This is a genomic window from Streptomyces sp. NBC_01707, assembly GCF_041438805.1.
In the GTDB taxonomy this organism is placed as follows: Bacteria; Actinomycetota; Actinomycetes; order Streptomycetales; family Streptomycetaceae; genus Streptomyces.
In genome coordinates this window covers 9,361,877-9,374,601 of the sequence record NZ_CP109190.1, presented here as the reverse complement: position 1 = coordinate 9,374,601, position 12,725 = coordinate 9,361,877, and the positions used below count along the sequence as shown (strand labels likewise).

The window sequence follows — 12,725 nt, the reverse complement described above, 5'->3', positions numbered from 1 at the left end:
GTTCACCACCGAACTCCACCTGAGCGCGGACGGCCGTTGCCGCCCGATGTCTCTGGTCGTCACACCAGCAGACGGATCACCCTCGTTCGGTGACCTCCCGGTCAACATCATGGAGTGCTGACCGGCGCCGCCACCGCAGCGGTGTCACAGAGTCGCGGTCGTCGCCTCACCGGAGGCGCTGCCCGCGAGCCACTGGTCCCATCCCAGGTTGAAGGCGGCGTAGCCGTTGTCGGCCGGCGCCTTGGCACGGGGCGAGCCGGTGATGGTGACGGGGTCGCCCTGCTTCACCTGGCCGTAGAACCACTTGGCGTCCGACAAGGACAGGTGGACGCAGCCGTGCGAGCCGCGTGCGCTGCCGCTGCCCGGATTCGGGTCGCCGGTCGAGTAGTGCACGTATGTGCCGGACTGGGTGAGGTGGACGTCCCAGGGCAGCGTCAGGTCGTAGTAGTCGGGGCTGCCCTTGTCGCAGCTGATACCGACGCTGCAGGAGGTCATGTGGACCTTCTCCTGCTTGTCGATGACGGCCATCGTGCCGTTCCACGTCGGATACTGGGCGCTGCCCGCATTGATCGACAGGGTGCGCACCATCTTGCCGTTGCGGGTCACCTTCATGGTGTGCCCGGTCACCGAGACATCCGCGCGCACGTCGTCGCCGACCTTGAAGGTGTGCGTGTAGCTGTGCACGCCGTAGCGACCGTTGCCGTTGCTGACGCCCTTCATGTCGGCGTCGATCTTCACCGTCGTACCGGAGGGCCAGTACGTCTTCGGCCGCCAGTCGGCACGCTTGTCACCGAACCAGTGCCAGGCGCCGGACACGGGCTGCGAGGCGCTCACCTTCATGTGCTTCTCCACCGTGGCCCGAGCCTTGGCCGCCACCGGGTTCGTGAAGATCACCGAGATCGGCATGACCACACCGACCGTGGTTCCCGTCTGAGGCGTGATCGTCTCCAGCAGCATCGGCGGACCCGCAGGCTTCGTCGGTGACGGCGAGACACTCGCGCTCGGCTTGCTCGACGGCTTTGCGTCGTCCCCGCTCGCCTTGTCATTGCCGCCCCCGCCGCCGCAGGCACTCGCGCCCACCAGCATCGCACCCGTGACGAGTGCGATCCCTATGCCACTCCTGCGCCGTCCCACGACCTGCCCCGCTCTTTCGCTCCACAGCCCTGACGGGCCCGACTCACTGTCAGACGGCAACGGCGTGGGACCCAGTTGCGTGCGTCGCGTAAAGCCTGTCCCAAGTCTCTTTGCACACCGCTGGATCGCACCCCGCTCTGTCACTCTGCCCAGGTGACAGCGCTGTCTCCCGGACCGGGTCCTCTGTACCGCTCATCGACTCGGGGTGGTTCCGTTCAGCAGTGCCGCGATGTGCTCAGCAGTCTTCTGACCTGCACGCTGCTTGATCAGACCTTCCTTGGCAATCGCCCGCACGTGCAGGACGGTGGTCCGCTCGCTGCTTCGTGTCACGCCAACGGTGACGACCACCGGATTCATGTTGAGGGCTCCGCCTCCGGTGATCACGCGGAAGGTCGCTCGGTCCGCTCCTCCTTCCTCCGGCTCCGGGTTCGCGCCGGGGGACAGCTCTACAAGCACAGCGCGGACGCGCTCAAGCGCGGGATCGAAACCCAACTGCAGTTCGCGGTCGAACTCGCTGATGTCATTCTTGAGGAAGCGGGAGGCGATCTTCCCACCGCGGTTGATGCGGCCGAGGGCTTCCGCGAGAAGCTCGTCCTCTGTCTGCGACATCCCGCGCCCCCTTGTTACGTGCACAGTCGAAACGGCTCCGCCAAGAATGCGCCACCACAAACGCATTTTCAACGGCTACGGTCCGTCACGCGTGTCCGACGCCTGCGAGGCGCCGTCGGGTCCCACCGCACGCGACTAGGCATACTTGCGGCTCCGACCGGCCACCTGTCCGGCAGCCGATGCTTCCGGCCGCCGGGCTCCGCGGTCGAGATGTTCAGGGAGCCTCGCGGGCGCCGCCGGAACGCGGCAGGGCGCATGTGGTGGGTTCAGCGAATGGCGGGCTGGTTGGGATCTCCGGGTGCGCGCGGGCCTGTTCGATCGTCACACACCAGACAACTTGCGCTGCCGTCTCTGTGACTCCCACCGACCAGGATCATTCGCAGGTCCACTCGTTAGGGTCGGAGGCATGACGACACCCCTTGCCGACAGTGCCTTCGACTCGCTCCGCCTCGACGCCGTGCCCGACCAGGAGGCGTTGCGCCGGGTGTACGAACTGCCCCGCGATGCGGCCCTGCGTAAGCAGATGACCGAACTCACCGAGCACACCCGACGGTTGATCGGCTGCTCATCGCTGGTTCTGGTCGCCAGCGCGGACGCCGAGGGCAACTGCGACGTCTCGCCGCGCGGCGGCCCCGCAGGGTTCGTCGCCGTTCTGGACGCACGGACGGTGGCGATTCCGGACGCGACCGGCAACAAGCGGCTGGACACCCTGCAGAATGTCATCGCCACCGGACGGGCCGGGCTGCTGTTCGTCATACCCGGGCGGACCACCACCCTGCGGGTGAACGGCCGGGCGGTCGTCTCCACCCGCCCGGAGCTGCTGTCGCAGCTGACCGCCGTGGGAAAGCCGCCGGCCAGTGCGCTGGTGCTGGGGATCGAGGAGGTCTACCCGCACTGCCCCAAGTCGCTGCTGCGCAGCGGCGCCTGGAAGCCGGAGCAGTGGCTGCCGGGGGACGCCCAGCCGACCTCGGCCGAGGTGACGCTGGCCCAACTGCGGATGCCGGAGCTGACGATCGCCGACATCGAGCAGGCGGAGGCGGACTCGCTGAAGTACCGGTACGAGTAACGGGCCGATCTGCGAGTGAACACCAGCCGGCCGACCGACCTCCCAGGCCAGCGCGCCACGACATCAATCGCGGGTCGGCCGGTAACGTTGCGTGCCTGCCAATACCCCGACTGCACCGCGCCGCCCGACGCTTGGCGCCGTCGGGCCCCAGGCACTCGACCCCGCGTCGGCCTCGGGACCCGCCACAGCACCTTGTTGAAGCCTGCAGCAACCAGGGAGGCGAGCTGGCATGCGGGCACGTCGGCCGCACAGCTGACGCCTGGGCAACCTTCCGCGAGGCGAACCAGGCAGGAGGGCCCACGGGTTGACCGAAGAGTCGGCTGTACTCCAAGGCTGGGCAGCCGGCGCCGTCGTCGTACAGGCCGACGTCGACCAGGTCCTCGTCCTGGCCGTCCATCTCGTGCTCCCGCCACGGGCTCAGCGCTGTACGAGGGCCTGCGCGACCTCTGAAGATGGCGCACTCCTGAGCGATGTCGTCGCCCGTGAAGTCGTCCCCGATCGCATCGGCGGAAGGGCTACGTCGGCAGGGGGGTGCGCAGGGCGAGGATGGCCATGTCGTCGTGGCCGTCGCTGGGGTGTTGGTCGGCAAGCGACTGGCAGAGGTCGTTCAGGCACAGGTCGCCGAGGGTCGCCGCGATGTGGGCGAGAGCGTCGAGACTGCTGTCGATGGGGTGCTGGGGGTGCTCGACCAGTCCGTCGGTGAAGAAGACGACCGTGGAACCGGCCGGGAGTGGGTGGGTGTGGTCACGGCGGGGTCGGTCGGGATCCACTCCGAGCGGGATCCCGGGATCGGCGTGCAGGTATGTCGGCCGGTGACCGGGGGTGATGAGCAGGGGCGGGAGGTGGCCTGCGGTGCTCCAGCGCAGCGTCCAGGTGGAGCCTTCGGGTTCGATGCGGGCCAGGCAGGCGGTGGTGAGGGGGTTGTTGGTGATGGCCTGCAGAGTCCGGTCGAGCTGTGTGAGGACTGCGCTGGGCGGGGTGCGGCGGTCGTAGAGCAGGGCGCGCAGCATGTTGCGGGTCTGGGCCATGGCTGCCGCAGCTTTCAGGTCGTGGCCGCAGACGTCGCCGATGACGGCTGCGCACGCCCGGTCCGGGAGCAGAAAGGCGTCGTACCAGTCACCGCCGACCCGTGCCGGGGTGGTCGCCGGCCGGTAGACGGCGGCGCCCTCATACGGTCGCAGGTCGGACAGCGTCGGCAGCAGCAGACGCTGGAACAGCTCGCTGCCTGCCCGGGCATGCTCGAACAGGCGCGCGTTCTCGATGGCCACTCCGGCGGCCCCGGCCAGTGCAACGACGATGTCCTCGTCGTACGCGTCGAAGGGCTCCCCGTCACGCCGGTCGGCCAAGTAGAGGTCTCCGTAGACCTCGCCCCGGACGCTGATCGCCACCCCGAGAAGGCTGCGCATCGGCGGGTGACCGGGCGGGAACCCTGCGGAATGCGGGTGGGCGGAAATCTCCTGGACCCGGAGCGGTTCGGGACGGCGGATCAGGGTCCCGAGCAGACCCCGCCCGCGCGGAAGCTCCACACCGCCCAGGTCGGCCAGTTCCTGCTCGCTCAGCCCCACGGGGATGAAGTGCGCCAGGCCCGTGCCCTGCTCATCGAGGACGCCCAGCGCACCGTAGCGGGCCTGGACCAGATCCATGGCAGCCGTGATGATCCGCTCCAGCACCACTGGCAGCTCCAACTCCCGGCTGACTGCCATGACCGCGTCCAGCAGTGCCTGCAACCGGTCCTTGGTCCGGGCCAGACCCTGAAGCTGCGCTGAGATCTGGTCGAGTTGGTGGTCCAGGAAGTCATGAAGGTCAGCGACGTTCGCAGGTTGCGGTTGATCACGTTCCATGGGCTCTCCCGATGCTGCCGCACAAGCCGTCCCACCTGCCGGGCGTGCATTGCTCGCCCTGACCCACCGGCACGGGGAACCCCACGCAGGTCACACCGCTCGGGCCGAGCCTGTCCCGAGCCGACATTCGGCTCGGTGTCGGTCATCCCTCCTGTCTATCGCCTCGAGCGGGTCACCGCCCCTCGAAGCTCCGGGTTCAGCCGTGGGTGGCGCAGGGTGAAGCCGAAATGGCCGAGGTGTGCGGCCGGCCCTTCGTGCAAGAGCCGGGGTCCGGTTCACAGGCCGACAGTGCCGACGATCCACATGGGAGCGGGCCAGGTCGCTGCACAGCCACAGGTCGAACGTGCCGACCAGCAGTTCCCTGTCCCGCTTCCGGACCTTCGCCCGTGGATCAAGAGCACGGCCCCGTCCCGGCGCATGGGCATCCGAGTGCGCTCGAACGGAGCGGGCCGGTCGTCGTAGGCGTCGCGCAGGACGCCGGCGGCCTCTGGGCCGACGGTCCGCTCCTGGTCGGGGGCGATCTTCGAGTTCGGCGGCCCCTGCCCTGCCCAGGCTCGTCCCCTGGCGCGGGCAGGCCCGACTGCAAGATCCCGCCCCACCTGCGGCTCGTGGATACCTTCCGGACAGCCGTCAGCGGCATGGCGGTCGGACTCCGGGGAGCGGTGGCGCGGGACCTTGCGGCCGGGTGATGAGCCGGATCAGCGGATTTCGGTGACCCGCTGCTCCTTGAACGCTGCACAGTTGGAGTTTTCCACCGACACGTACACGTTGGCGATGTTGCCGCCCCAACTCACGCAGTGGGCCTTGCCGTAGACGTAGGCCGGCCCCGCGTACGACGTGTAGTTCCCGGAGTCCCCGGCCCACTCGTCGGTGTCGGGGACGTAGATGTACGTGGACATTTCCTTGGCCGTGCCCGGGTTGGCACGGATGGTCGCCACGCAGTTCTTGCCGTTCGAGGAGTTGTACGTCAGATAGACGGTACCCAGCGAGCCGACGGGCACCGAGTTGACGGTCTTGTAGGCACTGCCGCAGACACGCTGCGGTGTGACGTTGGGTGCGGCAGAGGCAGACGTGCTGAACACGGCCGTGGCGCCCACCACGAGTGTGGTTAACGCCCCAACAGCCGCGGCCTTACGCATGCTTCCCATATTTCCCCCTTGTTTCTCTGAGAGCGGTTTGCTCCCACTTGATGTGACCGCCGAGCGGCAAGGATGGTTGTGCTGAGTGCGCGCAGAGGTACCGCGTGATCCCGGCGGCTGCCGCAGCCCTTGTCACGCGTGGACGATGAGCACCCCGAATGCGCACGCCTTCAGGGGCAGCACGACAGCGATCGCGGCCGGCATACGTCTCATGCACGCCGGACAACCCTCCGACGCGGAGGTGGCCATTGCCCCAGCACACAGCGGTCTCCCGTATCGGGTGAGGAAGTTCCTCCACGCCGACCAATCGACCGGCGAGGCTGCCACGGTGGAGCAGACAGTGGCACTGGCGGTCACCAGCTCCCAGCAGATCTCGGGCCGGCCACCGTCAGGACGGCCGATCCGAACGGGTGACGCCTCCGCGACGACGGTGCCACGAGCCCACACCGCCCATCGTTTCTCGCGGCATGACAGCCGCCATCAGGAAGGCGTCACTCACACTGGGGATGCTCGGACTCTCCTGTGAGAGGCGTGGTCGCCGTCATGTCGAAAACGGATCGCTGGGGCTCGGCCATCGCCCGGATCGACGGGTGTTTGCGCTTCGGCGGTCTCGTCCTGGTGGTACGTGGTTACGCGACCTGGCGGGTGCCCAGGGCACGTTGGTGGAGCCGTAGCTGCCGTGTCCCCGCGCGATCGCATGTCCCCGCATCGCGGCGCGCGTCCTGCTGTGACGGCTTGTAGCATGGTGATCAAGAACGGGAGGACATCTATGCGCGCCGGAGATGACGCAGACTCCCTTGACCGGGCAACGAGGGAGTTCATCGCAGCGCGTCCCCGACTCTTCGGCATCGCTTACCGCGTCCTCGGCAGTGCTGTGGAAGCCGAGGACATCGTCCAGGAGGCGTGGCTACGGTGGCAGAACGCCAACCGTGCCGACATCCAGGAGCCGACAGCGTTCCTGGCCACCGTCACCGTCCGTCTGGCAATCAACTTCGCCCAGTCCGCCAGGGTGCGGCGTGAATCGTACATCGGGCCCTGGCTTCCCGAGCCCGTCGATACAAGCATGGATCCGCAGGTGGGTGCGGAACGGGCGGAGGCGCTCGACATGGCGGTTCTCTTCATCCTGGAGAAGCTGGGCCCCGCGGAACGGGCTGCCTACGTCCTGAGGGAAGCCTTCGACTACCCGTACAAGCAGATCGCGGACATTCTGGAGACGAGCGAAGCCAATTCGCGTCAGTTGGTGAGCCGCGCCCGGAAGCATCTGTCAGCAGAACACCGGGAGCCGGTCAGCCCTGCCGCTCACCGGCGGCTGCTGGAGGTGTTCCTCGCCGCGGCGCAGACGGGCAGCCTGTCGGCGCTCGAGCAAGTTCTCGCTGAGGACGTGGTCAGCTACTCCGACGGCGGAGGGGTGCGCGGGGCATCCAAGATTCCGGTCGTCGGGCGTCCGCACGTCTCCAAGTACCTTGCCGCCTTCGCCCCGCGTTTCTGGCCTCCGACAGACGTTCGCTGGGTCGAGGCCAACGGCAGACCGGCCGTCCTCGTCTCGGCAGGTGGGAACGCGGTGGCTTTGCTGACTGTCGATGTGTCGGCGCGAGGCATCGAACGCATCATGTGGGTGATGAATCCGGCCAAACTGGCTCCTTACGTGGCTTCACTGGCCAACTGAGTCAGTCTTTTCACAAGCTGTGTCCGAACGCCCCGCATGACGGTGGCTGTCACAGGGGGCCGACATCGTGCCGCGCAGGCAGGCATGGGTGTGGTCGCGTGGGATGTCATGGACCCGATCCGGTCCCTCATCACATCCGCGTGGGGCTTTGACGACATGCCTCTCTGCGCCCCGGAGGCACCCCCTGGACCGCGTCCCGCTGTGACGCCCCGGGTTGGGGGCAGGACCTGGGCCGGATCTCACACCGTCTCTCCCCTGTGTGCTGCCAGTCGCCGCCACCCGCCATGGGTACACCGGCGCACCGGTGACGAAAGATGTCACAGATCCCGGGATCGCCTGGTCGTAGTGAGTGACACCCCAGGCGATCGGAGCAGAACGTGGCTATCACTGAAAAGCGTCTTTCCACCATGGTGCTGGTGATCGGCACCGGAGGCGCCGGGCTGCGAGCAGCAATCGAACTGGCCGAGGCAGGTATCGATGTTCTCGCGGTCGGCAAGCGCCCCAAGGAGGATGCCCATACGGCACTCGCTGCCGGAGGAATCAACGCAGCCCTGGCCACCATGGACCCGGAGGACAGTTGGCAACAGCACGCAGCCGACACCCTCAAGGAGAGTTATCTGCTCGCCGACCCCCGCACCACCCAGATCGTCACCGAGGGCGCCTCCCGAGGCATCGACGACCTGGAACGCTACGGCATGGACTTCGCGAGGGAAGGGGACGGCCGTATCTCCCAGCGCTTCTTCGGGGCGCACAAGTTCCGACGGACTGCCTTCGCCGGCGACTACACCGGTCTGGAGATCCAGCGCACGCTCATCAGACGTGCGGATCAGCTCGACATCCCCGTGCTCGACGGCATCTACATCACCCGGCTCCTGGTGCACGACGGCGCCGTTTTCGGCGCCTACGGCTTCGACCTCACGCACGGTACGCGCTACCTGATCCACGCCGACGCCGTCATTCTGGCTGCGGGCGGCCATACCCGTATCTGGCGGCGCACGTCGTCACGGCGCGACGAGAACATGGGCGACTCCTTCCGCCTGGCCGTGGAGGCCGGATGCCGCCTGCGCGATCCTGAGCTGGTCCAGTTCCACCCCTCCGGGATCATCGAGCCGGAGAACGCGGCCGGCACCCTGGTCAGCGAGGCCGCTCGGGGTGAGGGCGGGATCCTGCGCAACGCGCTCGGGGAACGGTTCATGGCCCGCTACGACCCTGACCGTATGGAGCTGTCCACCCGCGACCGCGTGGCCCTGGCCGCCTACACGGAGATCAAGGAAGGGAGAGGGACTGCCAAGGGAGGCGTGTGGCTGGACGTCTCCCACCTGCCACGGCAAACGATCATGACGCGACTCCCCCGCGTCTACCAGACTCTTCTGGACCTGCAGATGCTGGACATCACCCGCGAACCGATCGAGATCGCGCCCACTGCGCACTATTCGATGGGCGGCGTGTGGGTACGTCCCGAGGACCACAGCACTGACGTCCGCGGCCTGTACGCCATCGGTGAAGCGTCGAGCGGGTTGCACGGCGCCAATCGCCTAGGTGGGAACAGTCTCATAGAGCTGCTGGTCTACGGCCGCATCACAGGCCAGGCAGCCGCCGACTACTCACAGTCACTGACGGCGCAGCCGCGGTCGGCGTCGGCAATAGCGCATGCTCGGGCGGAGATCGACGACCTTCTCGCAGCCGACGGACCGGAGAACGTCCGTGCCCTGCAGCGCGCCATCCGCAACACCATGACCGAGCATGCGGGAGTCGTACGCGACGAAGAGGGCCTGCGCGCCGGGCTGGCGGAGCTCTCGGCGATCGAGAAGAGGATGGCGGACGTCGGCGTGCACCCGGACATCGCCGGCTATCAGGACCTCGCGCACGCCTTTGATCTCCTGTCCGCCGCCCTGGCGGCCCGGGCCACCCTGGAAGCCGCGCTGGAGCGTCGTGAGACGCGTGGCTGTCACAATCGCAGTGACTACCCCGACTTGGATCCGGCTCTGCAGGTCAATCTCGTGTGGTCCCCGAAGGCCGGTATCACCCGCGAAACCATTCCAGCCGTCCCGGACGAGGTTTCCTCCTTGATGGAGGAGGTCTCGACCGACGGAAAGCTTGCCGAATGACCTCGCACGACGCGGCGAAGCGCGCCATGCCCGGGTGCTCTGCCGTCAGCACTTCAAGCGACCCCCGGCGGTGTCGTGACGCGAGCTCATGAACAGCTGCGTCGTCTCGTGCGGCAGAGCCCCTGAAGGCCGCATCGGGAAGGAATTCTTGGAATCCTGCGCCCCGTTGTCACAAGCAGATCCGCTGCGCTGTCTCCTGCGGTGAAGAAGGACTTCGCACGGTGCAGGTGAACGGCTCATCGCAAGATGCGCGCTCGGAAGTTGCCTGGACCGGCAGATGACTGTCGGCGCATCAGCTACCTGGCTCAGGGAGCATGATGCGCCGGCAGCACCTCCCCGGGCACCCCTATGGGTTCCGCGACTGTCGTCCCGGCGGGGCAGGCCTTCCCACACGCCGGACGGCTCCGTGGGGTCGTGGCGGCGAACATTCATCCGGTCTCTGCCGCAGAAGGAAACACGATGACTCGATCCACCGAGAACCAGATCGACATCGCGGCCACAGTCATGTCGCTGGCCGCCGAAGCCACCGAACTGGCTGCCCGTGTCAACGGACTTCGCCAGGAACTCGTAGACCTCAACGAGCGGATGAGCGCCATCTCCAACAGTCTGTACCGGCTTCCCCCAGTTCAGCAGCCGTAGGCGATGCAGCCGTCGGTGACGGACTCCGATGGCGCCTGTCACTCGAGCCGGCCGGCCGCGGGCAACCGACGGGTCGACACGGTGTGGGAGCTGTCCGGTGCGCGGGGCGCCGGGGGCACACGACTGTGATTCCGGATGGCAGACGGGACGTACCGGCGGGAGAGTCTCAAAAAAAGTGCTGCAAAGCCGACCTGTAGGTGTCACAAAACAGGCAGCTGTGCAGTCACATATACAGAAGTCCAAATCGCCCCAATCATGTCCATAGCTGAGCGGAACGCCGCACCTCCGACGTGATTGCCCTGGTCGGAATGGAGATGAAACAGCATGTCGCAGACGGACAGGCATCTTGCACAGGGCGTATCCACGGTCGGCGTTCCTGCTCCCGAGAGAGTCTTGGGCACCGACTTCTCCGATTCGAGCGGGCGTGATCGAATTGACGGTGCGCGAGTTCCCTCCGGCTCGCACCTCATGGATCATGACAAGTGGCTGGTGGGCCTGCGGTTCCACACAGCCAACCGTCAACGCGTTTGGCTGTACTACGTTGTCGATGAGGTCTTCGACACCACTCACGCGGTGCCCATGGCCATCCAGCGAGCCAACAGCGACCCGAAGCGGGTGGCCCGGGGCGGGATCCAGGCCGAGGCAGATCAGGTCGAGGTCCAGCAGATCCATCGGGATGGTATCGGCCGCTTCAGTCTCACCCGTTGTTCGGTATGACGGGACGAGGGGGGCACCGCCCATCCTTTTCCGGGACAGCCTCCGCAGGACAGCGCGCTGTCAGGGCTCCTGGCGGCAGGACGGTGCCCGAGTCCTCCGGTCAGGCGTGGAAGCCTGTGTCACAGGATTCATGGCTGCCCGGTCTAACGGGTTGAGCCGAGAATCAGAGGAGGTATCCCATGCGCGAGCACTCAGCCGTCGGCTACCACAGCCGTTTCCCCCTGGCGGAGAGGGCGTGCGTGGTGGGGTCCTGCCATCGGTCCGCCGATACCGCCGAAGCCCTCCCGAACGGTAACAATATGCATGCATGCGGACGCACTGCGTGGTGCCGTGCGAAAGGATGGATGCCGTATGGACCATGCTGACGCGGTTCCGATCGCGGAGTTGCTCAACGAGCGTCGGTATCTGCTGGATATCGCCTACTGGATGCTCGGCAGCACCGGTGCGGCAGAGAGCGTTGTCGATGAGACCTACCGCCGGTGGTACGGGCTGTCCGGCGCGACGCGTCGGCAGATCACGACGCCCCGGTCCTGGCTCGCGAAGACCGTGGGCGGGATTTGTCTGGACCTGTTGCCCGACCGGGGTGCGGCCGGACGGAGAAGGGGCGTCCGTGGGCAGGGGCAAGATGCTGAGGGGCCGCAGGAGAAGCTGGAGGAGGAGGTCAGCCGGGTTCTGCTGAATGCTCTGGATTCCCTGTCCCCTGCCGAACGGGCGGCATTCGTGCTGAAGAACGCCGGGATGCCCCCCAATGCAATCGCCGACATCGTGGGACGCACGGAGCCGGAGTGCGCCGAACTCGTCGACCGGGCGCGCCACCACCTGCGGGTGCAGCGCTCACATCCCACAACGCCGGAATGGCACGATGCCCTTGCCTGCGCCGTCCGCCGAGCCTGTCTGACGGAGGATGCCAGGCTGCTGGTCTCGCTTCTCTGTCCGGACGCCACCGCGTTCTTCGACGGCGGCGGCAAGGTCCGGGCACTGGTCAGACCCGTCCACGGCAGTCGGCAGGTCGCACACAGCCTGCTGACGCTGCTGGCCCGCCACCCGCGCACCACACTGACCACCCAGTCCGTCAACGGCCGCACCGGCCTCGTCGCCCGCTACGACCACCAGGTCGCCGCCGTCATCAGCCTCGACATCGCCGACCACCACGTCGCACAGGTGTGGGTCGTACTCAACCCCGACAAACTGCATTCCTGGAACCAGCCGCCCACCCCTGGCGGTCCGAGCTCGCACCCGAGTCCCTCACCGCAAGGATGACGGCTGATCCTGATCACTCCTGAAAGGTCTGTCCCACGGCTGCTTCGGTGACACGACAGCCACCATGTACGTCAGCCGGCACCGTGTACGTGGGAAACCGGGCGGTCGTGGCCCCTCGGCAGCGGGCAGCCATGGTCCGATATGGGTTTCCCGACGCACCCGCGCAGACTTCGCCACGTCGATGGCCAAGCGGGTCGTCGTGCTCGCGAGGAAGGCCACGGGGAGACCACCGCGGAGCGGTCGGTCTTCTGCCGCCGCAGCCATACTTCCTGACGACGTCTTCGGCCTCGACCGCGCTGCCGAGCACTCGGTAGGCGATTCCGAAGAGACGTGTCCGGTGCTGCACAAAGTCAGCAACAGCCTCTTCAGGGAATGTGTTGTGGGGGACGGCTCGACATGCATGATCGTGCGGTATCCGTTCCGGCGGTGACGGCGTGGTGTTCGCCCGGGCCGAGGGAGACGTCGGTGTCGGTGCCGATCGCGTGCGGACACCGCCCTGCACCCTTTCGTCCGGCCCTGGCACGTCACCGAGCTGCCATATCCGCG

10 protein-coding genes and 1 pseudogene are annotated in these 12,725 nt (G+C 67.1%); 6 read left to right on the top strand and 5 right to left on the bottom strand.

The window, feature by feature from the left end; genetic code table 11:
- Window positions 1-144: 144 nt before the first annotated feature.
- Window positions 145-1,086: a L,D-transpeptidase gene (locus OG963_RS41880; protein ID WP_319741139.1), complete on the bottom strand. Its 942-nt coding sequence runs from the start codon at window positions 1,084-1,086 to the stop codon at window positions 145-147.
- A 240-nt stretch (window positions 1,087-1,326) separates the two neighbouring features.
- Window positions 1,327-1,743: a hypothetical protein gene (locus tag OG963_RS41875; protein ID WP_371800142.1), complete on the bottom strand. Its 417-nt coding sequence runs from the start codon at window positions 1,741-1,743 to the stop codon at window positions 1,327-1,329.
- Window positions 1,744-2,149: 406 nt separating this feature from the next.
- Here OG963_RS41875 and OG963_RS41870 point away from each other — a divergent pair, with 406 nt between their 5' ends.
- Window positions 2,150-2,809 (top strand): MSMEG_1061 family FMN-dependent PPOX-type flavoprotein, encoded by a 660-nt coding sequence (locus OG963_RS41870; protein WP_319741128.1) that lies wholly within the window; start codon window positions 2,150-2,152, stop codon window positions 2,807-2,809.
- Between the two features lie 515 nt (window positions 2,810-3,324).
- Here the strand turns inward: OG963_RS41870 and OG963_RS41865 are convergent.
- Both OG963_RS41865 and OG963_RS41860 read right to left on the bottom strand, forming a co-directional pair.
- Complete coding sequence (locus OG963_RS41865) at window positions 3,325-4,650, bottom strand: GAF domain-containing SpoIIE family protein phosphatase (protein ID WP_319741127.1); 1,326 nt, start codon at window positions 4,648-4,650, stop codon at window positions 3,325-3,327.
- Window positions 4,651-5,348: 698 nt separating this feature from the next.
- Window positions 5,349-5,798: a spore-associated protein gene (locus tag OG963_RS41860; protein WP_319741126.1), complete on the bottom strand. Its 450-nt coding sequence runs from the start codon at window positions 5,796-5,798 to the stop codon at window positions 5,349-5,351.
- A gap of 760 nt (window positions 5,799-6,558) precedes the next feature.
- Here OG963_RS41860 and OG963_RS41855 point away from each other — a divergent pair.
- The 5 genes from OG963_RS41855 (at window position 6,559) to OG963_RS41835 (ending at window position 12,179) form a co-directional block, all read left to right on the top strand.
- A complete protein-coding gene (locus OG963_RS41855; RefSeq protein WP_319741125.1) occupies window positions 6,559-7,455 on the top strand; it encodes an RNA polymerase sigma-70 factor in 897 nt (298 codons plus the stop codon).
- Between the two features lie 407 nt (window positions 7,456-7,862).
- Window positions 7,863-9,563: an L-aspartate oxidase gene (locus OG963_RS41850; RefSeq protein WP_371800360.1), complete on the top strand. Its 1,701-nt coding sequence runs from the start codon at window positions 7,863-7,865 to the stop codon at window positions 9,561-9,563.
- Between the two features lie 459 nt (window positions 9,564-10,022).
- Complete coding sequence (locus OG963_RS41845; RefSeq protein WP_319741124.1) at window positions 10,023-10,202, top strand: hypothetical protein; 180 nt, start codon at window positions 10,023-10,025, stop codon at window positions 10,200-10,202.
- A gap of 324 nt (window positions 10,203-10,526) precedes the next feature.
- Complete coding sequence (locus OG963_RS41840; protein ID WP_371800141.1) at window positions 10,527-10,919, top strand: hypothetical protein; 393 nt, start codon at window positions 10,527-10,529, stop codon at window positions 10,917-10,919.
- Between the two features lie 351 nt (window positions 10,920-11,270).
- The gene (locus OG963_RS41835; RefSeq protein WP_371800140.1) at window positions 11,271-12,179 is read left to right on the top strand and encodes an RNA polymerase subunit sigma; all 909 of its coding nucleotides are present in this window, start codon (window positions 11,271-11,273) and stop codon (window positions 12,177-12,179) included.
- 123 nt (window positions 12,180-12,302) lie between these two features.
- Here OG963_RS41835 and OG963_RS41830 read toward each other — a convergent pair.
- A pseudogene (locus OG963_RS41830) lies at window positions 12,303-12,525 on the bottom strand (sigma factor); the annotation flags it as partial.
- Between the last annotated feature and the right edge of the window lie 200 nt (window positions 12,526-12,725).